The sequence below is a fragment of the Pseudomonas sp. LBUM1670 genome, assembly GCF_059695695.1.
Window position 1 is genome coordinate 3,626,862 of record NZ_CP166783.1, and the last position, 24,138, is coordinate 3,650,999.

A 24,138-nucleotide genomic window follows, 5' to 3' on the forward strand; every position below is an offset into this window, starting at 1 on the left:
TCAGCCCTGCTTCAAATCGAGGCAATAGGTGTAGTAACCCGTTTCGCGCACGTAGCCCAGGGATTCATACAACCGTTGTGCGCCGTGATTGTCCGTGGCCGTTTCCAGCACCATGCCTTTGGCGCCGGTCAACACCGCGAAGGACCGAGCGGTGTTCATCAGCAACGTGCCGACCCCGCGCCCTCGGGCGGCGGGGGCGGTGAACAGGTCGCCAAGCAGCCAGGTGCGATGCGCATCAATGGAGGAAAAAGTCGGGAACAACTGGACGAAACCCAGCGCTTCGCTGGTCGCGTCCCGGGCGAAGAAGATCACGGATTCATCCCGGGCAATGCGCTCGGCGATAAAGTGACGGGACTGATTCAGGTTCGAGGGCTGACCGTAGAAACCCCGATAGGCGTCGAAGAGGCTGGCGACTTGATCGATGTGCGTGGCGTCGGCGCGCTGTACCTGAATATCCATCTCAATGGTCTCCGTTTGGTTCACGACTCATGGTAGTAGTACAGCTTGTTGATGATGACCCAGCGATCATCGATTTTCAGTAGCGACAGGTAATCGGTAAACCTCATCCCCGCATAATCATCGATTATTTTTACGGCGGCGGCGTCACCCGTTACATCGAGGTCAATCACCTCCCAAAAAGGCTTCACCTCTTTTGCCGCCGGACCTTCGGTTTTGATCGCGTCGATAAACTCATCAAGGGACAGCCATTCAAGCGCTTTGTGGTAGTGACCGATGATGCGACAAGACGGATGAAAAGCCTGCCGTAACAAAGGTTCGTCAGCGAAGACCATGCCCTCGACATAGTGTTTGACGGCTTCTTTGACAGACTCTTTTTCTGCGGTATCAGTGGTCATGATTCACCTCCACTTCTGCTAACACAGGTTGAATTGTTCGCACGGGTGTCCGGGAACGTTCAGGAAGTTTCGTCAAACGGGCTTTGCGGGCAATGTCCACAAATGGAGTCACGATCAGGCTGTAGATCGTCAGGTATCTGTCGTGATCGTGTTCAGCAATGCCGAACCGGAGGACTTCGGGCTTCGACGTGGTGACGTAAAGCGTACCGAACATCCAGTCCCACAGTGACAGGTTGATACTGAAGTTCTTGTTGAAGTGTTTCTGTGCGTCGCTGTGGTGGATCTGGTGCTGGGCCGGACTGTTGAATACGTGCTCGATCACTGGGCCGAACGACAGCCAGACATGGCTGTGACGCAGGTTTCCCGCCAGCGCATTGAGAATGAACACCAGCCAGGTCACACCAAACAGGGAATAGCGGCTGATCTCGCCGCCACAGGCGTACCAGAAGACGCCGGCATAGGCGCCGATGCCGATGATCGTCGACAGCTTTTCGACAACTTTCTCGACGAAATGAACCCGGCTGGCCGTCGCCGGCACCAGCACGGGTGCCGAATGATGGACTTTGTGAAATGCCCAGAGCCATCGGGAATGGAAGGCGCGGTGCGCCCAATAGGCCATGAAGTCTTTCACCAGGAAAACGCCGAGGCCGTAGAGCAAGGACAGTGACAGGTTCTGCTCCACTTGCAGCCGCGCGCCCCACAGGTTGGTGAAAAAGGCGATGTAGTCGCCGGAGCGCAGGACGAGCGGGTCCACCAGTCCGACAATCGGCACCACCAGCGCGACTTTGAGGATCGCCCGCACGAAGTAGTAGCGGTAATCGAGCAACGCCGAACGGTGGAAATACACCCGACGCCCGCCGATGAACTGCCCGAACGACCGTGCGTTGGTGAGACCTCGATGCTTTCTGAACCGGAACAGGCCGTAGGCGATGCTGTAGGAGGTGAACAAAAACAGTAAACCCATGCGCCCATTCAGATCGAACAAACCCAGGAACTGGCGGGTGACAGGCTCGATCACCCAATCGGTCAGGCCGTTATAGAGCAGCGCAAGGGCATCCACTAGGGGCTCGCCTCCATCAAAGCAAGGGAATTGAAATTAAACCGCAACCGAGAACGGTTCTTAAGTGTAGTTCGAGTTCAGGCCTCTGCACATCCCTCCCTTTTGGAGCTGAGGGCAAGTCCCCTCGCCACATAACGCTGCTCACTTAAGAAATTCTTCCGGGGGAAAAGAAATCTGTGGCGAGGGGATTTATCCTCGCTGGGTCGCGAAGCGGCCCCCCTGCGTCCATTCAAACAAACTGAGTTATCCGGACTCACGACTGCTTCGCAGCCGAACGGGGATAAATCCCCTCACCACAAATGTGGGCACCCTGCGCCTGAGTGAACAGCATTACCCTCGCCACATGGTTTGTGGCTGACTTAAAGTCACGGGACTTTCCGGAGACCAACATGACCGAACGCTCACCAACGATCTACCTGTCCGATACATCCGACCGGGCGCTGTTCGACCGGATCGCCGATGAATTGAGGCAAGCACTCGACGGAACGTGGGTCGTACAGGCCAGCGGGCTGGATCAGCGTTATTGGGATCTGGAGGCCGAGGGACAGGTCATCACGCTGCACTTGGAACATTACCTGGGGATCATGCTGCTGGTGGACGACGCCGATCCCGACTGGGTGGCCTCGGAACGCTTTCAGGCATTGGTGCAGCGGTTGCAGATGGTTGAGTTGCCGGCGATGGCGCCCTTGAATGCGCCATCGCCGGCAAGCCAGGCTCCTGTGAAAAAGCGGTTCTGGCACTGGCGCTAGAAGGTGATGTCCGCCGCGTGCGTCACGTCGATCCGCGCCACCGAACCGGTCAAATGCGCCAGGTCCTTGTTGTGCTCGGCGATGATGTCTTCGGCGGCGAGGGTTCCGTTGTCGACGGTGGAGTGAGCGTCAGCCGCCAGCACCACGTCGTACCCCAGTTGCAGCGCCTGACGCACCGTGGCGTTGACGCAATAGTCGGTTTGCAGGCCGCAGATGACCAGGCGATCGAAATCCTGCACCGGCAACAGCTTTTGCAGGTTGGTCTGGTAGAACGAATCCGGTGTGGTCTTGCGTACGCGCCAATCCTTGGGCGAGACGTCCAGCCCTTCAGCCAGTTGCCAGCCGTCGGCGTCATGCGCCAGCGGACTGCCCTCTTCCTCATGCTGGATCAGCACCACCTGAATCCCGGCCGTTCGGGCGCGGGTGCTGAGGCCGTTAATAGTGTCGATGACGCGCGAGATTTCGAAGCACTCGTACTCGCCCGTGCAAAGTGTTTGCTGGACATCGATGATCAACAGTGCGGTGGTCATGGTGCCTTCCTTGATCTGTCGGTGAGTCAGGGGACAGAAGGTAAATCCGTCCCCCTCCAGAAACAACCCTCAATAACCAAGCGACAACCCGGTGTTGCGACGCGGATCGTTCGCGCCGTAGAAGCGGTTCTTGCCCACCGGCTTGCCTTCCAGCGACGGCGCCCCGACCAGAATCGCGGCGATATGGTTGGCATCCTGCGGCCCGGCGAACTTATGCCCCCAGCTTTCGAGCAGCTTCACCGTGTCCGGGCTGGTGGTGAAGGTTTCCAGGTTGGTCTCTTCCGGTAACCACTGCTGGTGGAAACGCGGCGCATCCACCGCTTCCTGGATGTTCATGCCGTAGTCGATCACGTTGAGGATGGTCAGCAAGGTCGCGGTGATGATGCGACTGCCACCCGGCGTGCCGACAACCATCACCACTTTGCCGTCCTTGGTGACGATGGTCGGGCTCATGGACGACAGCGGTGCCTTGCCGGGCGCGATGGCGTTGGCCTCCCCTTGCACCAGGCCGTACATGTTCGGTACGCCGATTTTCGAGGTGAAGTCGTCCATTTCGTCGTTGAGAATGACCCCGGTTTTGCTGGCCATGACGCCGGCGCCGAACCAGTCGTTCAAGGTGTAGGTCACCGAGACCGCGTTGCCCCATTTGTCGACGATCGAGTAATGGGTGGTGTTACTGCCTTCGTGAGGTGCTACACCGGGTTTGAGCTCGCTCGACACCGCGGCCTTTTGCGGGTTGATGGCTTCGCGGATTTTCGTCGCGTAGTTTTTATCCAGCAAATGGGCGATCGGGTTTTTCACGAAGTCCGGGTCGCCGAGGTAGCTGTTGCGGTCCACATAGGCGTGACGCATGGCCTCGATCTGGTAGTGCATGCCCTGCGCCGAGTGGTAGCCCAGGTCCTTCATCGGGTAGCCGTCGAGGATGTTCATGATCTCGCAAATCACCACACCGCCGGAACTTGGCGGCGGTGCCGAGACCACGTGGTAGCCGCGATAGTCACACTCGATCGGCTCCAGTTCGCGGGTCTTGTATTTGTCGAGGTCGGCTTGGGTGATGATGCCCTTGTTGGCCAGGCTGGAAGTGACGATGGCGTCGGCCACCCAGCCTTTATAGAAACCGTCTGCACCTTTTTCGGAAATTTCCCGCAGGGTCTTGCCCAGGTCTTTTTGCACCAGTTTCTGCCCGACCTGCATCGGCTCGCCATTGCTCAGGAAGATCGCGCCGGAATCCTTGATGTCCTTCTTGAACACGTCGGTGGCGTAATCCAGCAAATCGACATCGCCCTGCTCCAGCGTGAAGCCGTCTTCAGCAAGCTTGATGGCCGGGGCGATCACTTCCTTGCGCGGTTTGGTGCCGTACTTGCTCAGCGCCAGTTCCATGCCGGACACGGTGCCCGGCACTCCGACCGCGAGGTGACCACGGGTGCTGAGGTCCGGGACGACATTGCCCTCCTTGTCGAGGTACATGTCGGCAGTCGCGGCCAGGGGGGCTTTTTCGCGGAAGTCGAGGAAGGTCTTGCGCCCGTCCGCCAGTTGTATGGTCATGAAACCGCCGCCACCCAGGTTACCCGCCGCGGGATACACCACCGCCAGCGCATACCCGACCGCGACAGCGGCATCGACGGCGTTGCCACCGTTCTTGAGCACATCCACGCCCACATGGCTGGCCAGATGCTGGGCGGTGACCACCATGCCGTTTTCGGCTGCGACGGGCGCGACGGAGGCCGCGTGGGCCATCAGGCAGCTGAGCGCCAAGGAGGTCGCGATGAGCGATTTGGCAAAAGGTTCGAACTTCATGAGTCGGTCTCTTTTTGTTTTTAGGGTCGGTAAAAAAACAGAGAAAACGTTTCAAGAGCAGTACGCAGTATGGCTGGGATTACGTATTGCGCCTCCCAGATGAGGCAGTATGCTTGCCCCCTGCTCACCTGTTTTCGGAGTTCGCCGGCATGACGTTTACCTACACCACCATGGCCTCCCCGGTCGGCGAATTGAAGCTGGTCGCAAACGGCTCCAGACTGGCGGCCATCCTCTGGGAAAACGACAAACCGAACCGGGTGCGGCTTGGCCCGATGAGCGAAGCCCCGGACAACCCGGTCCTTGTTCGCGCCCGACAGCAGCTGACGGAATACTTTGCCGGCACACGAAATCGCTTCGACCTGGAACTGGATTTCGTCGGGACGGACTTTCAGAAACAGGTGTGGCAGGCGCTGTTGACCATTCCGTTCGGCGAGACGCGCAGCTACAGCCAGATTGCCGAGCAGATCGGCAACCCGAGCGCGGTGCGAGCGGTGGGCGCGGCGAATGGCAAGAACCCGATCTCGATCGTTGCGCCGTGTCATCGGGTGATAGGCGCGTCGGGAAAGCTCACCGGATTTGCCGGCGGGCTTGAGGCGAAAGAATTGTTGTTGACGCTGGAAGGCGGCCAATGGGGCGGAACGGGAAGACTGGAAGGCTTTTGATTTTTGCTTTTTGCTTTATGTAGGAGCGAGCTTGCTCGCGATGGTCGTCAACGAAAACGTGGGGTACCTGACTAAACGCGGCGTGCTCGGATTTCTCGCGAGCAAGCTCGCTCCTACAGGGAATTGCGTTCAGCGTTCAGCGTTCAGCGTTCAGCGTTCAGCGTTCAGCGTTCAGCGAAGATATTTTTCATCGCCGCGTACTGCAACAGCATGATGGTCTTCGCATCGCAGATTTCGCCGCGATAAAACGCCTCGAGCGCCTGATCGAACGACCACTCCAGCACTTCCAGTTCTTCGGTCTCCTCCTCCAGCCCGCCACCCTCGCCCACTTTCAAGGCAGCGTCGTATTCGGCGATGAAGAAGTGCAGTTTTTCAGTCACCGAACCGGGGCTCATGTAGGCCTCGAAGACCTTCTGCACATGGTGCACGCGATAACCGGTTTCCTCTTCTGCTTCATCGCGTATGCGCTCTTCCGGCGCGGCACCTTCAAGCAACCCCGCCGCCACTTCGATCAGCAAACCGTCGTGGTCGTTGACGAACACCGGCAACCGGAACTGACGCGTCAGCACGACGGTTTTCTTTTCCCGGTTGAACAGCAGAATCGCCGCGCCATTGCCACGGTCATAGACCTCGCGAGTCTGGCGCTGCCATTCGCCATTGTTGCGCTGGTAATCAAAGGTGATTTTCTTCAGCAAGTACCAGTCGTGGGACAACACCTTGGACTCGATGATGTTGACCCGCTCGGCTGTGTTCGGCATGACAAAACGTCCTTATATCGTCAGAAGACGCCCATCTTAGACGAAAACGATCTCATGAAAGTTGAGCCTTGTATTCCTTCTCATATTGCCCGGCGAGTGTTTCTTTCTGCTTGTCATCGAGCAACTTCCCGGCCATCTGGAAGAATTTCTGCTCTTCCTCTTCCAGGTGGTGATGGACCTTCTCGGAAAGTTTCTTCGCGGTTGCCAGCCAGGCCGGACTGGACATCTCGGTCTCGTCGAGTTCTTCCATCATTTCATCCATCTCGTGGTGTTCGGAAATCGCATGACGACTGAGGTCGACGCCGTTGTCGAATTCCATCAACGGGATATAGAAATGCCGCTCTTCAGCGGTTTCGTGTGCCTGGAGTTCGGACTTGAGCTGTTTGTACGCCTCGACGCGTTCCGGGGTGTCGCCGCTGGTCTTGATCAATGCTTTCGCGTAGGTGCGTTGGCGTTCATGGCTTTCGCGCAAGGCTTCAAAAATGTTCAAGGCATCTGGCCCTCATCGGCTGCGTTCTGGAATGACGCTGTAAAGGCTAGACACCTGCGCGCTGGCGACGGTTCCTCTGTTCATCGGGAATAGAACAATCGTCGCGAACCGGATACGCTCGTGCCCCACCGCCATAAGGATGTAGCCGATGACACTAAGCATCGAACTGTCGCAAAACCCGACACCGGAAGATCGCGAGGCGATCCTTGCGCCGTTGCGGGCCTACAACGTCGCGCAAGCGGGTGACGGGAAAGCGCAACCGCTGGCCTTGCTGGTGCGCGATGACCAGGGTGAAATCCTTGGCGGACTGTATGGCCGGTTTTTCTATCAGTGGTTGTTCATCGAATTGCTGTCGGTGCCGGAACAGGGCCGAGGACAAGGCATCGGCTCCAGACTGATGCAGATGGCCGAAGACCTGGCGCGGGAAAAGGAATGTATAGGGATCTGGCTGGACACCTTCGATTTTCAGGCGCCGGAGTTTTACAAGAAGCTGGGTTATAGCGAATTGGGCCAGATCGTTGACTACCCGCCGGGGCACAAGCGCTTCTTCTTCCAGAAGCGCCTCTGATTGACTACACGCAACCCTGTGGGAGCGGGCTTGCTCGCGAAAGCGTTGGGTCATTCAACATTGATATTGACTGACCCACCGCTTTCGCGAGCCCGCTCCCACAGGGGTACTGCGTCAGTTCAGAAGATCAGAGGCAAGTCGCCAGCGCCGCCAACCGGCGTTTGGCGACAAAGTCGTCATGCTGCGCGTAGTAACTCAACGCCGTACCTGACGCATCCGCGGTCACGTCCACAAAGGACTCCGCCGAACGCGTGTAAACAGTCGACCCACCCTTCTTGCCCGGTTGCAGATACGCGCCCGCATCAACGCCAAACACCGCCTCGTCCTGCCAGGCAAACTGCACGCATTGGGCGACGACCTTTTCCGGCTTGTCCGAGGTCAGGGTTTTGTACGGGGTTCCGGTACGGGCATCGTTCATTACAGAACCGGCACATCCCGCCAGCAACGTTGCGGCCAGCGCCACCATCAGAATTCGCATTGCATGTGCTCATCAAGAAAAAGCGGACTGTATCACCGTGGGCTGGCGTATCGTTCTGCTTTACTGCATTTATACCGCGACACCGCGCAACGATTCGCGCACCCTGTCGCGCCAAATGTCGCATCGCCCCTATTTCCGGGCCCATTTTTTTCTGGAACGTTCATGACACCCAACGCCGAGTTTTACAAACCGACTGCTGAATATGCCGACAAGTTGATCAGCCAGATCGGTCAGACACCTTCGTGGATCGCCAAACGAATCGGCGTCACCGACAAGCGGATTCGTTACATCCTCGACGGCGAACGCACCGTCAAGGGCGAAACCACGCCGATCCAGATGACCTATTGCGAGCAGTTTGCCCTCGAATGCCTCGCCGCAGCGGCCAAGGCCAAGAAACAATCTTCGTAACCCATTCTCAAGGAGCGACCATGGCGGCAACCGAACAGCAACACGAGCAGGCGCTGCAGAAGTTTCTCGATGAGCGCCCCGAGCTGCGCCACGAACTCGACAACCTCAACCCGCTGCTGGCCCAGGCCAAGGGTGAAACCGCGGCGCAATATCGCGACGAACGCTTGCATGAAGCGTTCGAAGCCGAGGCTGAACGCCTGGAGTTGTTCGCCTGGGAACTGACCCTGCAACTGACCGCCGCAACGCCTGAAGAGTATGAAACCCGGCGCCTGGAAGTGCACAGGGAAGTGGCCGAGATGGCCGGGATGGACTGGCTGGAATATTGCGAGTTATATGGATTGAATCCGTAACCGTCGCCGCTCAAGGACCCCGCCACCGATGCTGCCTTCGTCCTCCACAACCCGCGCCAGTCCGGGGCATCTGCATGTCCAGAAGTGGCGTGGACGCATCGGCATGGCGTGGGTGGCCGCACTCTCGGTGCTCGCCGGCATGACCGACGCTATCGGCTTCATGGCCAGCGGCGACTTCGTCTCCTTCATGAGCGGCAACACCACTCGCCTCGCCGTGGCGATCAGCGACGGTGACATGGGCCTCACTTTGCGCCTGCTGCTGCTCGTGGCGACGTTCATCATCGGTAACGCCTTGGGCATTGTTGTCAGTCGTTTTGGCGGGCGTCGGGCGCTGCCGTTATTGCTGTGCATCGCCATGCTGTTGTGTGTGGCCGCGGCCTGGCCCTATGACGAACAACTGCCGGCGCTGCTGGCAGCGATCATCGCCATGGGCATGCTCAATGCCGCCGTCGAAGAAGTGAATGGCCTGCCGGTGGGCCTGACCTACGTCACGGGCGCCTTGTCGCGCTTCGGCCGCGGATTGGGACGCTGGATGCTTGGCGAACGGCGCAACGGTTGGCGGGTTCAATTGATTCCCTGGACCGGGATGTTTGCCGGCGCAGTGCTGGGGGCTGTGCTGGAGCAGCATCTGGGGCTCAAGGCGCTGTTTGCCAGTGGGTTGCTTGCGGGTGTGCTGGGGGTGCTGTCGCTGAAGATTCCGCGGCGTTGGCAGTTGGGGTATATGCCGCGTTAGATCCAGCATTTCCGGCGCTCGGTAGTCCGCTTTCGCGAGCAAGCCCGCTCCCACATTGAATCTGCGGCGGATCGCGGTTTTTTGATCGACACAAATCGAGTGTGGGAGCGGGCTTGCTCGCGAAGGAGTCGACTCGGTCTCGAGGAAAACCCTCTTCGCCGCACCACCGATAAAGCTTTATCATGGCCGCAGTTTCGCTGATCGAGTCCGTCATGAAGTTTGCCATCGCGCTGTTTTCCGCCGCCCATGCGCCCTCCTCGCGCCGCGCCTTGCTGTTCGCCCAGGCCGCGCTGGCCGGCGGGCATGAGATTGTCCGGCTGTTTTTCTATCAGGATGGCGTGTATAACGCCTCCGCCAGCGTGGTCACGCCGCAGGATGAACAGGACTTGCCCAAGCAATGGCGCGCGTTTGTCACCGAGCACCAGCTGGACGGCGTGGTCTGCATCGCCGCCGCCCTGCGCCGTGGCGTGTTGAACGAAGAAGAAGCCCAGCGATATCAGCGTGAAGCCATTGCGGTCGGCGCGCCGTGGGAATTGTCCGGTCTCGGCCAGTTGCATGACGCGGTGCAGGATGCCGACCGCCTGATCTGCTTCGGAGGTGCGTGACATGCCGAAATCCCTGCTGATTATCAGCCGTCAGGCACCGTGGTCCGGGCCGAATGCCCGGGAAGCGCTGGACATCGTGCTGGCCGGCGGCGCGTTCGACCTGCCGATCGGCCTGCTGTTTCTCAATGACGGGGTGTTCCAGCTCGCCGCGAAACAGGACGCCAGGGCCCTGCAACAAAAAGACCTGAGCGCCAACCTGCAAGCGTTACCGATGTTCGGCGTCGAAGACCTGTTTGTCTGTGGCGACAGCGCCGCTGAACGCGGTCTGGACCCGACCGGTCTGGCGCTCGAAGAAGCGCAGGTGCTGGCCGCCCACGAAATCACCGCCCTCATTGACCGCTACGACCAGGTGATCACCCTCTGATGTCGACTTTGCATGTGTTGTCCCATTCCCCGTTCGGCGACGATCGCCTGACCAGTTGCCTGCGCGTGATCGGCGCGAACGATGCGCTGCTGCTGACCGGCGACGCGGTGTATGCATTGCGCCCCGGCACCGCGCCTTTCAGTGCGCTGAATGCTCGCACCCCGACGCTGTTCGTGTTGGCCGAAGACGCCCAGGCACGTGCGCTGGAGATTCCTGACACCGCCAAGGCCATCGACTATCCCGCCTTCGTCGAGCTGTCGATTCACTACGACAAGGTCAACAGTTGGCTATGAATTCCCTGACGGTCGGCGCTCGCGCCATCGAGCTGGACAAAGACGGTTTTCTGGTCGAACTGAGCGACTGGTCCAGCGACGTGGCCACCGCCCTCGCCGCTGCCGAAGACATCGAGTTGAGCCCTGAACACTGGGAAATCCTCGAACTGCTGCGCAGCTTCTACGCCGAATTCCAGTTGTCCCCGGCCACTCGCCCGCTGATCAAGTACACCGCTTTGAGGCTCGGTCCGGAAAAAGGCAACAGCCTGCACCTGAACCGACTGTTCAAAGGCACCCCTGCCAAACTCGCCGCGAAACTGGCGGGCCTGCCCAAACCGACGAACTGCTTATGACCGACTACCCAGCGCTGCCCCTCGAAACCCCCGCCGAACACCCGTTCGCCCAATTTGTACGGATCCTCGGCAAAGGCAAACGCGGCGCCCGGGATCTAACCCGGGAAGAAGCTCGCGAAGCCATGGGCATGGTGCTTGACGACAAGGTCGAGGACACCCAGCTCGGCGCCTTTCTGATGCTGTTGCGGCACAAGGAAGAAAGCGCCGAAGAGATGGCCGGGTTCACCGAAGCCTTGCGTGAACGTTTGCAGGCACCGGCGATGAATGTCGATCTGGACTGGCCGACCTATGCCGGCAAGAAACGTCATCTGCCGTGGTATCTGCTGGCAGCCAAGTGCCTGGCACAAAATGGCGTGCGGATATTCATGCACGGCGGCGGCGCGCACACCGCCGGGCGGCTGTACAGCGAGCAACTGCTGGATGAATTGAAAATCCCCTTGTGCCGCAATTGGCAACAGGTCGGATCGGCCCTCGATAACGGCGGCCTGGCGTTCATGCCGCTGGTGGATTGGGCACCGCAACTTCAACGCATGATCGATCTGCGCAACACCCTCGGCCTGCGTTCGCCGATCCATTCCCTGGCGCGAATTCTCAATCCGTTAAATGCTCGCTGTGGCCTGCAAAGCATTTTCCACCCCGGCTATCAGGCGGTGCACCGTGATGCCAGCGGCTTGCTCGGCGACACCGCAATTGTGGTCAAGGGCGATGGCGGCGAGATCGAGATCAACCCCGACGCCGACAGCCACTTGTACGGCACCACCGGCGGCGAGAGCTGGGATGAGGAATGGCCGCAGCTTTCAAGCCAGCGCCACGTCAAACCCGCCTCGCTCGACCCCGAGCATTTGAAAGCCGTGTGGCGTGGCGACGTGGTCGACAGCTACCCGCAAATGGCGCTGATTTCGACCATGGCCCTCGCCCTGCGCGGCCTCGACAAAACCCGCGAGCAAGCCTTTGAAACCGCCAGGCAGTATTGGGACGCTCGGAACAGATCGATTTAAGCGATCATAAACGCCCAACCTTTGCGCTTTTTTATCGAACCTATCCGAATAGACTCCTCTCCAACGCTTATCGGTTGAGGAGTCTTGAACATGGGTTTGTTGGTTGAAGGTCGCTGGCATGACCAGTGGTACGAAAGCAGCAAGGACGGCGCATTCCAGCGTGAGCAGGCGCAACGTCGCAACTGGCTGACCGCCGACGGCAAACCCGGCCCGACCGGTGTCGGGGGCTTTGCGGCCGAAGCGGGTCGCTATCATTTGTACGTGTCCCTCGCCTGTCCGTGGGCCCATCGCACGTTGATCCTGCGCAAACTCAAAGGCCTCGAGAGTCTGATCGACGTGTCGGTGGTCAGTTGGCTGATGCTGGAAAACGGCTGGACCTTCGACAAGCACTTTGGCTCGACCGGCGACAAGCTCGATCACTTCGACTTCATGCACCAGCGCTATTCTGCCGATACCGCCGACTACACCGGACGCGTCACCGTGCCAGTACTCTGGGACAAGCAGCAGAATCGCATCGTCAACAATGAGTCGGCGGAAATCATCCGCATGTTCAATGGCGCGTTCGATGAGTTGACCGGCAATGACCTGGACTTTTATCCGGCGCCACTGCGGAGCGAGATTGATGCGCTGAACGAACGGATCTATCCGGCGGTGAACAACGGTGTGTACCGTGCCGGGTTTGCCACGTCGCAAAAGGCTTATGAAGAGGCGTTCGATGATGTGTTTGCCGAGCTGGATCGGCTGGAGTTGTTACTCGGCGCCAATCGCTACCTGACCGGCGAATACCTGACCGAAGCGGACATTCGGCTGTTTACCACGCTGATTCGCTTTGATGCGGTGTATCACGGCCACTTCAAGTGCAACCTGCGGCGGATCGCCGATTATCCGAACCTGTCGAACTGGCTGCGAGAGATTTATCAGTGGTCGGGGATTGCCGAGACGGTGAATTTCGAGCACATCAAGCATCACTACTATGGCAGCCACAAGACCATTAACCCGACCGGGGTCGTGCCGAAAGGGCCGACGCAGGATTTCACGGCAACCCATGATCGGGCGCGGTTGAGCGGGAAAGGGGTTTGGCGCAAGAACAGCGCCTGATTCTGAATGTGTGTAGATTTTGAGGGCCCCTTCGCGAGCAAGCCCGCTCCCACATTTGATTTGTGTCGTTCACAAATCAAATGTGGGAGCGGGCTTGCTCGCGAAGGGGGCTACTCGGTGTTCAGAGCTGCCCCTGAGCCCCCTCAAACCAAGCCAGTTTCTCGCGCAATTGCACCACTTCCCCAACAATCACCAGCGTCGGCGCATGCACTTCATGCTCCGCCACCAGCCGTGGAAGATCAGCCAACGTGCCGGTAAACACCCGCTGATTGACCGTGGTGCCCTGCTGGATCAACGCCGCCGGGGTATCCGCCCCGCGACCGTGCTTGATCAACTGCTCGCAAATGATCGGCAAGCCCACCAGCCCCATGTAAAACACCAGGGTTTGCGCGGGTGCGACCAGATCGGCCCAAGGCAAATCGGTGGAGCCGTCCTTCAAGTGGCCCGTGACAAATCGCACCGACTGCGCGTAATCGCGGTGGGTCAGCGGAATGCCGGCATACGCCGCGCAACCGCTGGCCGCCGTGATCCCCGGCACGACCTGGAACGGGATGCCCTGGGCCGCCAGTTCTTCGATCTCTTCACCGCCACGCCCGAAGATGAACGGATCACCGCCCTTCAGCCGCACGACGCGCTTGCCCTGCTTGGCCAGATCCACCAATTGCTGGTTGATCTGATCCTGCGGCACCGCGTGATCGGCGCGACGCTTGCCGACGTAAATCCGCTCGGCATCGCGACGGCATAACTCGAGAATCGCCGGCGCCACCAGACGGTCATACAGCACCACATCGGCTTGCTGCATCAGGCGCAAGGCACGGAAGGTCAGCAGATCCGGATCACCCGGACCGGCACCGACCAAATAGACTTCGCCAGTGGCGACAGGCGCTTCGCCATCGATTTTTGCCTGCAGCAGACGCTCGGCTTCGGCGCCCTGCCCGGCCAGTTGCCGGTCGGCAATCGGGCCCTGGAAGACATCTTCCCAGAACGCCCGGCGCTGCTGCACATCCGGGAACAGACCTTTGACCTGGTTGCGAAAACGCGCCGCCAGGCCGGCCAGTTGACCATATGTTGAAGGAATCCAGGTTTCGATTTTCGCGCGGATCAGACGCGCCAGCACCGGCGCATCGCCGCCGCTGGACACGGCGATGATCAGCGGCGAACGGTCGACGATGGCCGGGAAGATCACGCTGCACAGCGCCGGCGCATCCACCACATTGACCGGCATGCAACGACGATGAGCGTCCGCGGACACCTGCGCGTTCAGCGGTTCGTCATCGGTGGCGGCAATGATCAGCCCGCAACCGTCCAGATCCGCTTCGACGTAACCACGCAACAGACACTCGCCACCGCTGCCGGAAACCAGCTCGCGCAGTTGCGGTTCGATGTCAGGCGCGACCACCCGCAGCAGCGCACCGGCTTCGGCCAGCAGGCGGGATTTGCGCAAGGCAATCTCCCCCCCACCGACGACCAACACACGACTGCCGCGAAGGTTGTGAAACAGCGGCAGATAATCCATTTAGCCGATGACCTCAAGGCCACCCATGTACGGTTTCAGCACGTCAGGCACACGGATCGAACCGTCGGCCTGCTGGTAGTTTTCCAGCACGGCCACCAGGGTACGACCGACCGCCAGCCCCGAACCGTTCAGGGTGTGAACCAGCTCAGGCTTGCCGGTTTCCGGGTTACGGAAACGCGCCTGCATGCGACGGGCCTGGAAGTCGCCGCAGTTGGAGCACGACGAAATCTCGCGGTACTTGTCCTGGCTCGGAATCCACACTTCCAGGTCGTAGGTCTTGACCGCGCTGAAGCCCATGTCGCCGGTGCACAGCGCCAGGGTGCGGTAAGGCAGTTCCAGCAGTTGCAGAACTTTCTCGGCGTTGGCGGTCAGGCCTTCCAGCGCTTCCATCGAGGTCGACGGCTCAACGATCTGGACCATCTCGACTTTGTCGAACTGGTGCTGACGGATCATGCCGCGGGTGTCGCGACCCGACGCGCCGGCTTCACTGCGGAAGCATGGGGTATGGGCGACGAACTTGATCGGCAGCAGTTTCGAATCGACGATTTCGCCGGCGACGATGTTGGTCAGCGACACTTCTGCGGTCGGGATCAGGTACAGATCGGCTTCGCCTTCGCGAGCAATCTTGAACAGGTCCTCTTCGAACTTCGGCAGCTGACCGGTGCCTTGCAGCGCCGGTGCCTGGACCAGATAAGGCGTGTAAGCCTCTTCGTAACCGTGTTCGCTGGTGTGCAGGTTGATCATGAACTGCGCCAGCGCACGGTGCAGACGCGCAATCGGGCCACGCAGCAGGGCGAAACGCGCGCCGGACAACTTGGCGGCGGTTTCGAAATCCAGCCAGCCGAACTTCTCGCCCAGGGCGACGTGGTCCTGAACCGGGAAATCGAAGGCTGTCGGGGTGCCCCAGCGGCGCACTTCGACGTTGCCGTCTTCGTCATCGCCGATTGGCACGGATTCGTGCGGCAGGTTCGGGATGCCGAGCAGAATCGAATCCAGATCGGTCTGGATCCCGTCCAGCTCGACTTTACCCTCGCTCAATTCGTTGGCCATGCGCTCGACGTCGGCCATCAACGGCGCGATGTCTTCGCCGCGCTGCTTGGCCTGACCGATGGATTTGGAGCGCGCATTACGTTCAGCCTGCAGTGCTTCGGTGCGGGTCTGGACGGTCTTGCGCTGTTCTTCCAGCGCTTCGATGCGCGCGACATCCAGCGTGTAGCCACGGGATGCCAGGCGGTCCGCTACGTCCTGAAGGTTGCTACGTAACAGTTTGGAATCGAGCATGTCGGTCTCTCGTTATCAAAGTTTGGTCAAGGACAGGCCAGCCCAGGTGGCGAGCAGCCCGCCGAATACGCTGATGGCAGCATAGCCCAGGGCCAGCGGCACTTGCCCGCTTTCCAGCAGGCGCACCGTATCCAGTGAAAAGGATGAAAAAGTCGTCAGCCCCCCGAGGAAGCCGACAATCAGCCCGGCGCGCACTTCGAAAGGCACTTCCGGACGAATCAAAAACAGACCGTATAAAACGCCGATCAGCAAACAGCCGACGATATTAACGGCCAGCGTCGCGGTATAGAAGTGCCGCGGCCAATTAGCGTTGACCCAATTACCGGTGGCGAAGCGCAACAGGGTGCCAGCGATCCCGCCGATGGAAACCGCAACGATCAATGGAAGCACTATTTTCTCCGCTGCCGGGGGCTGAGACGGTCCAGTTGCGCGAGGTGATTGAGTTTCTCGCCGATCTTCAATTCCAGGCCACGCGGCACCGGCTGATAGAACGGTTGTGGCTCAAGTTCTTCAGGGAAGTAATCTTCGCCAGCGGCGTAAGCGTCCGGCTCATCGTGGGCATAACGGTATTCGTCGCCATAACCGAGTTGCTTCATCAGCTTGGTCGGCGCGTTGCGCAGGTGCAACGGCACTTCGAGCGAACCGTGTTCGGTGGCGCTGCGCATGGCAGCCTTGAAACCCATGTACACCGCGTTGCTTTTCGGCGCGCAAGCCAGATACGTGATGGCCTGAGCCACCGCCAACTCGCCTTCCGGGCTGCCGAGGCGCTCCTGCACTTCCCACGCCGCCAGGCACAGGCTCAGGGCGCGGGGATCGGCGTTGCCGATGTCTTCGCTGGCCATGCGCACCACGCGCCGCGCCAGGTACAGCGGATCGCAACCGCCGTCGATCATCCGCGCGAACCAGTACAACGCGCCATCGGGATTGGAGCCGCGTACTGATTTATGCAGCGCGGAAATCTGGTCGTAGAACGCTTCGCCACCCTTGTCGAAACGCCGACGAGTGTCGCCGAGCAAGCTTTGCAGCAGATCGACGCCGATTTCGCTGTTGTCTTCGGCGAGGTCCGAGGCGTTTTCCAGCAGGTTGAGCAGGCGCCGGCCATCGCCGTCAGCGGCGGACAACAGCATCTGGAAGCCTTCATCGCTGAGGGTCAGTTGCCGTTTGCCCAGGCCGCGCGCTTCGGTCAGCGCGCGATGCACCAGTTTGCGCAGCGCCGCTTCGTCGAGGCTTTTGAGCACGTAGACGCGTGCCCGGGAGAGCAAGGCGTTGTTGAGTTCGAACGAGGGGTTTTCCGTGGTCGCGCCGATGAAAATCAGCGTGCCGTCTTCAACGTACGGCAGAAACGCATCCTGCTGCGACTTGTTGAAACGATGCACTTCATCGACGAACAGGATGGTGCGTTTGCCGTACTGACCGGCCTGCTGCTTGGCGATTTCCACCGCCTGGCGGATTTCCTTCACGCCGGCCAGGACTGCCGAGACCGTTTCGAAGTGCGCATCCGAGACTTCCGCCAGCAATCGCGCCAGCGTGGTTTTACCCACACCCGGCGGGCCCCAGAAAATCATCGAGTGCAGGGCACCCTGCTCCAGCGCTTCGCGCAATGGCTTGCCGCGAGCGAGCAGGTGTTCCTGACCGACGTACTCGTCCAGATTGGCCGCACGCAAACGGGCGGCCAAGGGCTGAGCAATCGGGGCACTGCGAAACAGGTCCATCACTGCCTATCAAACCTCACTGTGAACACCATTCCCCTGTGGGAGCGGGCTTGCTCGCGAAAGCGGTGTTTCAGTCAACATATGCGGCGACTGACACACCGCTTTCGCGAGCAAGCCCGCTCCCACAGGGTTCTGCGTTTTATTCCTGGATTACGTCCGCGCCTTTAGGGATGTCGAACTTGAACTTGGACGCCGGGATCGGCTCGTTGGCCTTCACGCCGGTAAACAGGATGTTGGTGCGCTGACCAACGCTGTCGATCAGTTGCATGTCATTGACCAGGCCATTGCGGAACGACAGGCGCAGGCTGTCGAACAGGGTGTCCTTGGTTTTCGGCTTCAAGGTGAAGTCGATCACGCCGCCGGCTTCCTTGGCGCTGATGGCGAAGCTCTGGCTGATTTTGGACACGTCACCGGACAGTAACAACGCCGGGGTCTGGCTCAGACGCAGATCGAGCGTCTTGATGGTGGCCTGTTCCAGGTCCGGGTCCCACAGCGTGACCTTCTTGCCGTCGGAAACCACGACTTGCTCGGCCGGCGCATCGGTGTGCCAGTAAAACAGGCCCGGCCGCTGCAGCGACATTTCACCGGCCGTTTCCTGCAGCTGGGTGCCGCTGCCATCAAGGGTCAGCTGCGAGAAACGTGCAGTCAGGGTCTGGGATTTTTCCAGCAATTGGGTCAGACGCGCCACGTCCTTGTCATCGGCGTGGGCCGAGAGCGTGGTCAAAGCCAGTACCGGCAGCAACAGCATGCGGATAAGACGCATGGGAGTCCTCATAACATTCGTGGGAGTTCGGACGGCGCGTCACTGCGCCATCCTTTCAAATCAAATCAGTCGCGTACCGGGCCAGGGGCCAGGACTTCACGCGAACCGTTGGTATTCATGGACGTCACGACCCCGGCCATTTCCATGGCTTCGATCATGCGTGCGGCGCGGTTGTAGCCGATTTTCAGCTTGCGCTGAACCGCGGAGATGGATGCACGACGGCTTTCCAGTACGAACTGCACCGCTTCGTCGTACAACGCGTCGGTTTCGGCATCGTCATCACCGCCACCGCCGCCATTCTCAAAGCCGCTGCCAGCCTCTTCGACACCGGCCAGGATGTCGTCGTTGTATTCCGGCGCACCGCGCAGCTTCCAGGCTTCAACCACCCGGTGAACCTCGTCATCGGACACGAACGCACCGTGAACCCGAATCGGCAGACTGGTGCCCGGCGGCATGTAGAGCATGTCACCGTGGCCCAACAGTTGCTCGGCGCCGCCCTGGTCGATGATGGTCCGCGAATCGATCTTGCTCGACACCTGGAACGCCATGCGCGTCGGGATGTTCGCCTTGATCAAACCGGTGATCACGTCAACCGACGGACGCTGGGTCGCGAGGATCAAGTGAATACCGGCGGCACGGGCCTTCTGGGCGATACGGGCGATCAGTTCTTCAACCTTCTTGCCGACGATCATCATCATGTCGGCGAATTCGTCGACCACCACGACGATGGTCGGCAGCTTGGTGAGCAGCGGTGCTTCGTCGTGAATGCTTTCGCGCTTGTACAGAGGATCGGTCAGCGGCTCGCCGGCGTCCTGGGCTTCCTTGACCTTGGCGTTGAAGCCGGACAGGTTACGTACGCCCATCTTCGCCATCAGCTTGTAGCGCCGCTCCATCTCCGCCACGCTCCAGCGCAGGGCGTTGGCCGCGTCCTTCATGTCGGTCACGACCGGGCACAGCAGGTGCGGAATGCCTTCGTAGATCGACAGTTCAAGCATTTTCGGGTCGATCATGATCAGCTTGGCGTCTTCCGGGCCGGACTTGAACAGGATCGACAGGATCATCGCGTTCACACCCACCGACTTACCGGAACCGGTCGTACCGGCCACCAGCAAGTGCGGCATTTTGGCGAGGTCGGTGATGACCGGCTTGCCGCCGATGTCGTGGCCCAGGGCCAGGGTCACCGGGGATTTGAAGTTGTCGTACTCAGGGGTCGACAGCACTTCGGAGAAGCGCACGATCTGACGATCTTCGTTCGGAATCTCGATACCGACGGTGGTCTTGCCCGGAATCACTTCCACCACCCGCACGCTGGTCACGGCCAGGGAGCGCGCCAGGTCTTTCGCCAGGTTGGAGATGCGGCTGACCTTGACCCCGGCGGCGGGCTGGATTTCGTAACGGGTAATCACCGGCCCCGGATGAATCGAATCCACCGAGACTTCGACGCCGAATTCCTTGAGCTTGATTTCCAGCAAGTGGCCGACGGCTGCCAGGGACTCAGGCGAGTAATTGAGTTGTTTCTTCTCCGCGGGATCGAGAATCGAGATCGGCGGCAAGGTGCCTTCGACGGCGCTGTCGACGAACAGCGGCGCCTGTTTTTCTTTTTCCACGCGTTTGCTTGGCGCGGCAGGTTTCGGTGGCGCGGGGGCAATCAGCGGCGGCACCTGCTTCTCGCGGTCCGACATGTGCTTGCTCAGGGCCTGCTCGCGTTCGATCAGGCGTTCCTTGACCTTGGCCTGCTCGCGTTTGTCGGTGACGGTTGGCGCGACCACGTCATGCACGCGATCGTCGACTTCACGCAACTGCGCAACCAGTTGCTTGCGCTCGACTCGGGCGGCCCACCAGCGATTGGCGGCGCCCTGGAACAGTTCAAGCAGGTCGAGAGTGATCTTGCCGGTGACGTCCATCACCTTGAACCATGACAGGTCGGTGAACACCGTCAGGCCGAACAGGAACAGTGCGATGAACAGCAAGGTGCTGCCCTGAATGTTCAGCGCGTTCCTCGCCAGGTCGCCCAGGCTTTCGCCCAACGCACCGCCCGCACCGGCCGGCAGACCGGTCGCCGCGTGGAAATGGATATGCGCGAGCGCCGCGCCCGACAACACCAGGAACACCAGACCGATCAGGCGCCAGGAGAACAGCCAGCCGCTCCACTGCCACGGCTCGTGGCGTTGGCGGAAGATCTGCCAGGCCTTGATCGCCAGCAACAGCGGGAAGATGTAGGCGAAGTAACCCAGCACCATGAACAGGATGTCGGCGCTGTACGAGCCGACCGGTCCGCCGAAGTTCTGGACATCGTCGATCTTGCTGTTATGGCTCCAGCCCGGATCGTCCTTGCCGTAAGTCAGCAAGGCCATCATCAGGAACAGGCACAGGCCGCCGATGGCGATCAATGCACCTTCCTTGAGTCGGTAGTGCAAGTGCTGGCGCCAAAGCGGAACGACGGCTGGTTTAGGTGCTGCGGTGGATTTCTTCAAAACGCTTCTTTTCCTGCGCCCATGGCGCGTCCATCTGTTGAATGACTATAAAAAACTGCCCAATCCAGGCAGGTAAAAAAGTTAACAGGCGTAACTGGGACTACTTTTAACACTGCACTCCGGTTTTTATAAACCCGGCGTGCACTGAATATTCAAGTGACCGGCGCGCATTGTACGGGTTTGTTCGTACGATGCCATGCTGGCAGGCCATGGAACAGCATAGCTAACGGCGCACAACATGCGATTCAATTTGAGCACGCATTCTCTTTTGTGACAAAGGCTTATGAGGTGTTTTTATGAGCGAATCCAAGCATTGCCGCCTGATCATTCTGGGTTCCGGCCCTGCCGGTTACAGCGCGGCCGTTTATGCCGCCCGCGCCAACCTCAAACCGGTGGTCATTACCGGGATACAGGCAGGTGGCCAGCTCACCACCACTGTCGAAGTCGACAACTGGCCCGGTGACGTCGAAGGCCTGACCGGACCGGTGTTGATGGAACGCATGCAAAAACACGCCGAGCGCTTTGACACAGAGATCGTTTACGACCACATCCACACTGCCAAGTTGCAACAACGCCCGTTCGAACTTACCGGCGACAGCGGTACTTACACCTGCGATGCATTGATTATCGCCACCGGTGCTTCGGCGCAATACCTGGGCTTGCCCTCGGAAGAGACATTTGCCGGCAGAGGGGTTTCGGCCTGCGCGACGTGTGACGGGTTCTTCTACCGCAATCAGGTGGTCGCCGTCGTCGGTGGCGGCAATACCGCCGTTGAAGAAGCGCTGTACTTGTCCAACATCGCCAAGGAAGTTCACCTGATTCACCGACGCGACAAGTTGCGCTCGGAGAAAATCCTTCAGGACAAACTCTTCGAAAAAGCCGCCAACGGTAATATTCGCCTGCACTGGAATCAAAATCTCGATGAAGTCCTGGGCGATGCCAGCGGCGTGACCGGCGCCCGCCTGCGGGACAGCCATACCGGCCAAACCAGCGAGCTGCCACTGGCCGGCGTGTTCATCGCCATCGGCCACAAGCCCAACACTGACCTGTTCATTGGTCAACTGGACATGCACGACGGCTATCTGCGGGTCAGAGGCGGCAGCGAAGGCGATGCCACGGCCACCGAGATCCCCGGCGTGTTTGCCGCCGGTGATGTGGCGGATCACGTTTATCGCCAGGCCGTCACCTCTGCCGGGGCCGGTTGCATGGCCGCGCTGGACGCCGAAAAATACCTCGACGACATTCCGACCATTTGACGGCAAACTTCACGGTGGGCTTAGCGCCCACCCCTGCCCTCCCCTTCTGTAAGCCCGGATGCCATGCTGACTTGGTTACAACGCAACACCCTGATGTTTCCGCCGCTGGAAAAAGCCATGCGCGATCCCAACGGATTGCTGGCGGCGGGCGGCGATCTGTCCGCCGATCGTCTGATTCAGGCCTATCGCCATGGCTGCTTTCCGTGGTTCTCGGAAGGCCAGCCGATTCTCTGGTGGTCGCCGGATCCGCGCACCGTGCTGTTTCCCGACGAACTGCATGTCTCGCGCAGCCTGAACAAATTGCTGCGCCAGCAGCGCTATCAAGTGACCTTCGATCAGGATTTTCCCGCGGTCATTCGCGCGTGCGCCGCGCCGCGGGATTACGCCGACGGGACCTGGATCACCGAAGCGATGCAGAATGCCTACCTCGCTCTGCACCAGCGTGGTTACGCACATTCGGTTGAGGTCTGGGATCAGGGTGAACTGGTCGGCGGGCTCTATGGATTAGCGATGGGTCAGCTGTTTTTCGGCGAATCCATGTTCAGCCGCGCCGACAATGCCTCCAAATTTGGCTTTGCCACCCTGGTCAAACATCTGAAAGACTCGGGTTTCGTGCTGATCGATTGCCAGATGCCCACCGACCATTTGCACAGTCTTGGGGCGCGGGCCATTCCCCGTCGCGAGTTTGCCCGCTACCTTGCGCAGCATCTCGATCAACCCAGCCGTGCCACCTGGGTTTGCTGAGCGACTTTTCCACGCGTGGCTTACACTTAATCAAAAGCTTATCCCGAGGGTTGATCATGACCGAGTTGGCGCGTTTGAAGTTTTATGCCACTCAGCCCCACTCTTGCAGTTATCTGCCCGAGGAGCAGGCCACGACCTTGTTCCTCGACCCTAGTCAGCCCATGGATGTGCATGTCTATGCAGACCTGTCTGAAATGGGTTTTCGTCGCAGCGGCGATCATCTTTACCGGCCCCATTGTCAGAATTGCAATGCGTGTGTGCCGGCGCGCATTCCTGTGGCGCAATTTACGCCCAACCGGCAGCAGAAACGCATTTTCAAGCGCAACGCCGACTTGCAGATACGCCCCGCCAAACCCAAGTTCAGCGAAGAATACTTCGACCTGTATCAGCGCTACATCGAACAGCGGCATGCCGATGGCGACATGTACCCGCCGAGTCGAGACCAGTTCTCGACCTTTCTGGTGCGTGACTTGCCGTTTTCGCGGTTTTACGAATTTCGCCTGGACGGACAGTTGCTGGCCGTGGCGGTGACCGACTTACTGCCGAACGGTCTGTCGGCGGTCTACACCTTTTACGAACCCTCTGAAGAGCGACGCAGCCTGGGGCGCTACGCGATCCTCTGGCAGATCGCCGAGGCCCAACGGCTGCGGCTGGAGGCGGTCTATCTGGGCTACTGGATCAAAAACTGCAAAAAGATGAGCTACAAGACCCAATATCGCCCCATCGAACTGCTGATTAATCAACGCTGGGTCATCCTGAACTAGAACCCCTTGGCTTAAACCCCATTTTTCGGGCACAATGCACGCCGCTTTTGCCTGGCGCAGTTGCACCGGGCCATTCATTGGACACCGAGGGCTTTACTGCATGTCGAAAGAAGACAGCTTCGAAATGGAAGGCACTGTCGTCGACACCCTGCCCAACACCATGTTTCGCGTGGAGTTGGAAAATGGGCACGTCGTAACCGCGCATATCTCCGGCAAGATGCGCAAGAACTACATTCGTATTCTTACCGGTGACAAAGTGCGCGTCGAGCTGACGCCCTATGACTTGAGCAAAGGGCGCATCACTTACCGCGCTCGCTAATCAAGTCAATACAAGACGCCCGGTTTATGCCGGGCGTTTTTGTTTGTCTGCGATTTGCCCCGATGTACTCGGTCAATGTGGGAGCGGGCTTGCTCGCGAATGCGGTGGGTCAGCCGACACTTGTATTGGCTGATACACCGCATTCGCGAGCAAGCCCGCTCCCACAAGGGGATTGTGTATTT

The 24,138-nt window shown here is 59.7% G+C and carries 30 protein-coding genes; 16 read left to right on the plus strand and 14 right to left on the minus strand.

The window, feature by feature from the left end:
* Genes ACA073_RS16410 through ACA073_RS16420 form a run of 3 tightly spaced genes read right to left on the minus strand, consistent with a single transcriptional unit; the run spans position 1 to position 1,914 of the window.
* Entirely contained in the window at positions 1–459 is a 459-nt protein-coding gene (locus ACA073_RS16410; protein ID WP_497397784.1) for a GNAT family N-acetyltransferase, read from the minus strand.
* A gap of 20 nt (positions 460–479) precedes the next feature.
* Complete coding sequence (locus ACA073_RS16415) at positions 480–854, minus strand: nuclear transport factor 2 family protein (RefSeq protein WP_497397786.1); 375 nt, start codon at positions 852–854, stop codon at positions 480–482.
* A complete protein-coding gene (locus ACA073_RS16420; protein ID WP_497397788.1) occupies positions 844–1,914 on the minus strand; it encodes a sterol desaturase family protein in 1,071 nt (356 codons plus the stop codon). Before ACA073_RS16420 ends, ACA073_RS16415 begins: the two co-directional genes overlap by 11 nt.
* A gap of 389 nt (positions 1,915–2,303) precedes the next feature.
* On the opposite strand from ACA073_RS16420, the gene ACA073_RS16425 reads away from it, so the two are divergent.
* A complete protein-coding gene (locus ACA073_RS16425) occupies positions 2,304–2,663 on the plus strand; it encodes a DUF3630 family protein (RefSeq protein WP_497397790.1) in 360 nt (119 codons plus the stop codon).
* Here the strand turns inward: ACA073_RS16425 and ACA073_RS16430 are convergent.
* The gene (locus ACA073_RS16430; protein WP_497397792.1) at positions 2,660–3,193 is read right to left on the minus strand and encodes a cysteine hydrolase family protein; all 534 of its coding nucleotides are present in this window, start codon (positions 3,191–3,193) and stop codon (positions 2,660–2,662) included. The two genes, ACA073_RS16425 and ACA073_RS16430, sit on opposite strands and share 4 nt — an antisense overlap.
* A gap of 69 nt (positions 3,194–3,262) precedes the next feature.
* Entirely contained in the window at positions 3,263–4,990 is a 1,728-nt protein-coding gene (gene ggt, locus ACA073_RS16435; protein WP_497397794.1) for a gamma-glutamyltransferase, read from the minus strand.
* A gap of 149 nt (positions 4,991–5,139) precedes the next feature.
* Between ggt and ACA073_RS16440 the strand changes: the two genes are divergently transcribed.
* Positions 5,140–5,652, plus strand: a complete 513-nt coding sequence (locus tag ACA073_RS16440) for a methylated-DNA--[protein]-cysteine S-methyltransferase (RefSeq protein WP_497397796.1) — start codon at positions 5,140–5,142, stop codon at positions 5,650–5,652.
* Between the two features lie 164 nt (positions 5,653–5,816).
* Here the strand turns inward: ACA073_RS16440 and ACA073_RS16445 are convergent, their stop codons facing one another.
* Together ACA073_RS16445 and ACA073_RS16450 are read right to left on the minus strand one after the other, a co-directional pair.
* Complete coding sequence (locus ACA073_RS16445) at positions 5,817–6,410, minus strand: NUDIX domain-containing protein (protein ID WP_497397798.1); 594 nt, start codon at positions 6,408–6,410, stop codon at positions 5,817–5,819.
* Positions 6,411–6,462: 52 nt separating this feature from the next.
* Positions 6,463–6,900, minus strand: a complete 438-nt coding sequence (locus ACA073_RS16450; protein WP_497397800.1) for a hemerythrin domain-containing protein — start codon at positions 6,898–6,900, stop codon at positions 6,463–6,465.
* Positions 6,901–7,048: 148 nt separating this feature from the next.
* Between ACA073_RS16450 and ACA073_RS16455 the strand changes: the two genes are divergently transcribed.
* Positions 7,049–7,468, plus strand: coding sequence for a GNAT family N-acetyltransferase (locus ACA073_RS16455; RefSeq protein ID WP_497397802.1), 420 nt, complete (start codon positions 7,049–7,051; stop codon positions 7,466–7,468).
* Positions 7,469–7,595: 127 nt separating this feature from the next.
* Here the strand turns inward: ACA073_RS16455 and ACA073_RS16460 are convergent, their stop codons facing one another.
* Positions 7,596–7,946, minus strand: coding sequence for a hypothetical protein (locus tag ACA073_RS16460; RefSeq protein WP_497397804.1), 351 nt, complete (start codon positions 7,944–7,946; stop codon positions 7,596–7,598).
* 162 nt (positions 7,947–8,108) lie between these two features.
* On the opposite strand from ACA073_RS16460, the gene ACA073_RS16465 reads away from it, so the two are divergent.
* The 9 genes from ACA073_RS16465 to ACA073_RS16505 all read left to right on the plus strand — a co-directional run bounded on the left by ACA073_RS16465 (position 8,109) and on the right by ACA073_RS16505 (position 13,127).
* On the plus strand, positions 8,109–8,354 hold the full coding sequence (locus tag ACA073_RS16465; protein ID WP_084321269.1) for a hypothetical protein: 246 nt from the start codon (positions 8,109–8,111) through the stop codon (positions 8,352–8,354).
* A 20-nt stretch (positions 8,355–8,374) separates the two neighbouring features.
* Positions 8,375–8,704: a DUF6388 family protein gene (locus ACA073_RS16470; protein WP_497397806.1), complete on the plus strand. Its 330-nt coding sequence runs from the start codon at positions 8,375–8,377 to the stop codon at positions 8,702–8,704.
* A gap of 28 nt (positions 8,705–8,732) precedes the next feature.
* Positions 8,733–9,437, plus strand: a complete 705-nt coding sequence (locus ACA073_RS16475; RefSeq protein ID WP_497397808.1) for a YoaK family protein — start codon at positions 8,733–8,735, stop codon at positions 9,435–9,437.
* A gap of 212 nt (positions 9,438–9,649) precedes the next feature.
* Complete coding sequence (gene tusD, locus ACA073_RS16480) at positions 9,650–10,042, plus strand: sulfurtransferase complex subunit TusD (protein WP_497397810.1); 393 nt, start codon at positions 9,650–9,652, stop codon at positions 10,040–10,042.
* Between the two features lies 1 nt (position 10,043).
* Positions 10,044–10,406, plus strand: a complete 363-nt coding sequence (gene tusC / locus ACA073_RS16485; protein ID WP_497397812.1) for a sulfurtransferase complex subunit TusC — start codon at positions 10,044–10,046, stop codon at positions 10,404–10,406.
* On the plus strand, positions 10,406–10,699 hold the full coding sequence (gene tusB / locus ACA073_RS16490) for a sulfurtransferase complex subunit TusB (protein ID WP_497397814.1): 294 nt from the start codon (positions 10,406–10,408) through the stop codon (positions 10,697–10,699). The genes tusC and tusB overlap by 1 nt, the downstream gene beginning before the upstream one ends.
* A complete protein-coding gene (locus ACA073_RS16495; RefSeq protein WP_497397816.1) occupies positions 10,696–11,031 on the plus strand; it encodes a TusE/DsrC/DsvC family sulfur relay protein in 336 nt (111 codons plus the stop codon). Before tusB ends, ACA073_RS16495 begins: the two co-directional genes overlap by 4 nt.
* Complete coding sequence (locus tag ACA073_RS16500) at positions 11,028–12,029, plus strand: glycosyl transferase family protein (RefSeq protein ID WP_497397819.1); 1,002 nt, start codon at positions 11,028–11,030, stop codon at positions 12,027–12,029. The genes ACA073_RS16495 and ACA073_RS16500 overlap by 4 nt, the downstream gene beginning before the upstream one ends.
* Positions 12,030–12,119: 90 nt before the next feature.
* Positions 12,120–13,127 (plus strand): glutathione S-transferase family protein, encoded by a 1,008-nt coding sequence (locus ACA073_RS16505; RefSeq protein WP_497397821.1) that lies wholly within the window; start codon positions 12,120–12,122, stop codon positions 13,125–13,127.
* 121 nt (positions 13,128–13,248) lie between these two features.
* Here the strand turns inward: ACA073_RS16505 and cysG are convergent, their stop codons facing one another.
* The 6 genes from cysG to ACA073_RS16535 all read right to left on the minus strand — a co-directional run bounded on the left by cysG (position 13,249) and on the right by ACA073_RS16535 (position 20,873).
* Positions 13,249–14,643: a siroheme synthase CysG gene (gene cysG, locus ACA073_RS16510; protein WP_497397823.1), complete on the minus strand. Its 1,395-nt coding sequence runs from the start codon at positions 14,641–14,643 to the stop codon at positions 13,249–13,251.
* The gene (gene serS / locus ACA073_RS16515; protein WP_497397825.1) at positions 14,644–15,924 is read right to left on the minus strand and encodes a serine--tRNA ligase; all 1,281 of its coding nucleotides are present in this window, start codon (positions 15,922–15,924) and stop codon (positions 14,644–14,646) included.
* Between the two features lie 15 nt (positions 15,925–15,939).
* On the minus strand, positions 15,940–16,314 hold the full coding sequence (gene crcB, locus ACA073_RS16520) for a fluoride efflux transporter CrcB (protein WP_497397827.1): 375 nt from the start codon (positions 16,312–16,314) through the stop codon (positions 15,940–15,942).
* Positions 16,314–17,636 (minus strand): replication-associated recombination protein A, encoded by a 1,323-nt coding sequence (locus ACA073_RS16525; protein ID WP_497397829.1) that lies wholly within the window; start codon positions 17,634–17,636, stop codon positions 16,314–16,316. The genes crcB and ACA073_RS16525 overlap by 1 nt, the downstream gene beginning before the upstream one ends.
* A gap of 139 nt (positions 17,637–17,775) precedes the next feature.
* On the minus strand, positions 17,776–18,399 hold the full coding sequence (gene lolA / locus ACA073_RS16530) for an outer membrane lipoprotein periplasmic chaperone LolA (protein ID WP_214377203.1): 624 nt from the start codon (positions 18,397–18,399) through the stop codon (positions 17,776–17,778).
* A gap of 65 nt (positions 18,400–18,464) precedes the next feature.
* The gene (locus ACA073_RS16535; protein ID WP_497397832.1) at positions 18,465–20,873 is read right to left on the minus strand and encodes a DNA translocase FtsK; all 2,409 of its coding nucleotides are present in this window, start codon (positions 20,871–20,873) and stop codon (positions 18,465–18,467) included.
* Positions 20,874–21,169: 296 nt separating this feature from the next.
* On the opposite strand from ACA073_RS16535, the gene trxB reads away from it, so the two are divergent.
* The 4 genes from trxB (at position 21,170) to infA (ending at position 23,956) form a co-directional block, all read left to right on the plus strand.
* Positions 21,170–22,129 (plus strand): thioredoxin-disulfide reductase, encoded by a 960-nt coding sequence (trxB, locus tag ACA073_RS16540; RefSeq protein WP_497397834.1) that lies wholly within the window; start codon positions 21,170–21,172, stop codon positions 22,127–22,129.
* 63 nt (positions 22,130–22,192) lie between these two features.
* Positions 22,193–22,873: a leucyl/phenylalanyl-tRNA--protein transferase gene (gene aat / locus ACA073_RS16545; RefSeq protein WP_497397836.1), complete on the plus strand. Its 681-nt coding sequence runs from the start codon at positions 22,193–22,195 to the stop codon at positions 22,871–22,873.
* Between the two features lie 56 nt (positions 22,874–22,929).
* On the plus strand, positions 22,930–23,637 hold the full coding sequence (locus ACA073_RS16550; RefSeq protein WP_497397838.1) for an arginyltransferase: 708 nt from the start codon (positions 22,930–22,932) through the stop codon (positions 23,635–23,637).
* 100 nt (positions 23,638–23,737) lie between these two features.
* Positions 23,738–23,956, plus strand: coding sequence for a translation initiation factor IF-1 (gene infA / locus ACA073_RS16555; RefSeq protein WP_002553999.1), 219 nt, complete (start codon positions 23,738–23,740; stop codon positions 23,954–23,956).
* Positions 23,957–24,138 lie beyond the last annotated feature (182 nt).

Bases quoted from the DNA above. Each gene is read 5' to 3' on its own strand.
- lolA (WP_214377203.1), bottom strand. From the start codon at position 18,399: ATGCGTCTTATCCGCATGCTGTTGCTGCCGGTACTGGCTTTGACCACG.
- ACA073_RS16500 (WP_497397819.1), top strand. From the start codon at position 11,028: ATGACCGACTACCCAGCGCTGCCCCTCGAAACCCCCGCCGAACACCCG.
- ACA073_RS16460 (WP_497397804.1), bottom strand. From the start codon at position 7,946: ATGCGAATTCTGATGGTGGCGCTGGCCGCAACGTTGCTGGCGGGATGT.
- tusC (WP_497397812.1), top strand. From the start codon at position 10,044: ATGCCGAAATCCCTGCTGATTATCAGCCGTCAGGCACCGTGGTCCGGG.
- ACA073_RS16465 (WP_084321269.1), top strand. From the start codon at position 8,109: ATGACACCCAACGCCGAGTTTTACAAACCGACTGCTGAATATGCCGAC.
- ACA073_RS16440 (WP_497397796.1), top strand. From the start codon at position 5,140: ATGACGTTTACCTACACCACCATGGCCTCCCCGGTCGGCGAATTGAAG.
- ACA073_RS16410 (WP_497397784.1), bottom strand. From the start codon at position 459: ATGGATATTCAGGTACAGCGCGCCGACGCCACGCACATCGATCAAGTC.
- infA (WP_002553999.1), top strand. From the start codon at position 23,738: ATGTCGAAAGAAGACAGCTTCGAAATGGAAGGCACTGTCGTCGACACC.
- serS (WP_497397825.1), bottom strand. From the start codon at position 15,924: ATGCTCGATTCCAAACTGTTACGTAGCAACCTTCAGGACGTAGCGGAC.
- ACA073_RS16495 (WP_497397816.1), top strand. From the start codon at position 10,696: ATGAATTCCCTGACGGTCGGCGCTCGCGCCATCGAGCTGGACAAAGAC.
- cysG (WP_497397823.1), bottom strand. From the start codon at position 14,643: ATGGATTATCTGCCGCTGTTTCACAACCTTCGCGGCAGTCGTGTGTTG.
- ACA073_RS16470 (WP_497397806.1), top strand. From the start codon at position 8,375: ATGGCGGCAACCGAACAGCAACACGAGCAGGCGCTGCAGAAGTTTCTC.
- ACA073_RS16475 (WP_497397808.1), top strand. From the start codon at position 8,733: ATGCTGCCTTCGTCCTCCACAACCCGCGCCAGTCCGGGGCATCTGCAT.
- ACA073_RS16430 (WP_497397792.1), bottom strand. From the start codon at position 3,193: ATGACCACCGCACTGTTGATCATCGATGTCCAGCAAACACTTTGCACG.
- ACA073_RS16505 (WP_497397821.1), top strand. From the start codon at position 12,120: ATGGGTTTGTTGGTTGAAGGTCGCTGGCATGACCAGTGGTACGAAAGC.
- tusB (WP_497397814.1), top strand. From the start codon at position 10,406: ATGTCGACTTTGCATGTGTTGTCCCATTCCCCGTTCGGCGACGATCGC.
- ACA073_RS16455 (WP_497397802.1), top strand. From the start codon at position 7,049: ATGACACTAAGCATCGAACTGTCGCAAAACCCGACACCGGAAGATCGC.
- ACA073_RS16415 (WP_497397786.1), bottom strand. From the start codon at position 854: ATGACCACTGATACCGCAGAAAAAGAGTCTGTCAAAGAAGCCGTCAAA.
- ACA073_RS16550 (WP_497397838.1), top strand. From the start codon at position 22,930: ATGACCGAGTTGGCGCGTTTGAAGTTTTATGCCACTCAGCCCCACTCT.
- ACA073_RS16445 (WP_497397798.1), bottom strand. From the start codon at position 6,410: ATGCCGAACACAGCCGAGCGGGTCAACATCATCGAGTCCAAGGTGTTG.
- aat (WP_497397836.1), top strand. From the start codon at position 22,193: ATGCTGACTTGGTTACAACGCAACACCCTGATGTTTCCGCCGCTGGAA.
- ACA073_RS16525 (WP_497397829.1), bottom strand. From the start codon at position 17,636: ATGGACCTGTTTCGCAGTGCCCCGATTGCTCAGCCCTTGGCCGCCCGT.
- tusD (WP_497397810.1), top strand. From the start codon at position 9,650: ATGAAGTTTGCCATCGCGCTGTTTTCCGCCGCCCATGCGCCCTCCTCG.
- ggt (WP_497397794.1), bottom strand. From the start codon at position 4,990: ATGAAGTTCGAACCTTTTGCCAAATCGCTCATCGCGACCTCCTTGGCG.
- trxB (WP_497397834.1), top strand. From the start codon at position 21,170: ATGAGCGAATCCAAGCATTGCCGCCTGATCATTCTGGGTTCCGGCCCT.
- ACA073_RS16425 (WP_497397790.1), top strand. From the start codon at position 2,304: ATGACCGAACGCTCACCAACGATCTACCTGTCCGATACATCCGACCGG.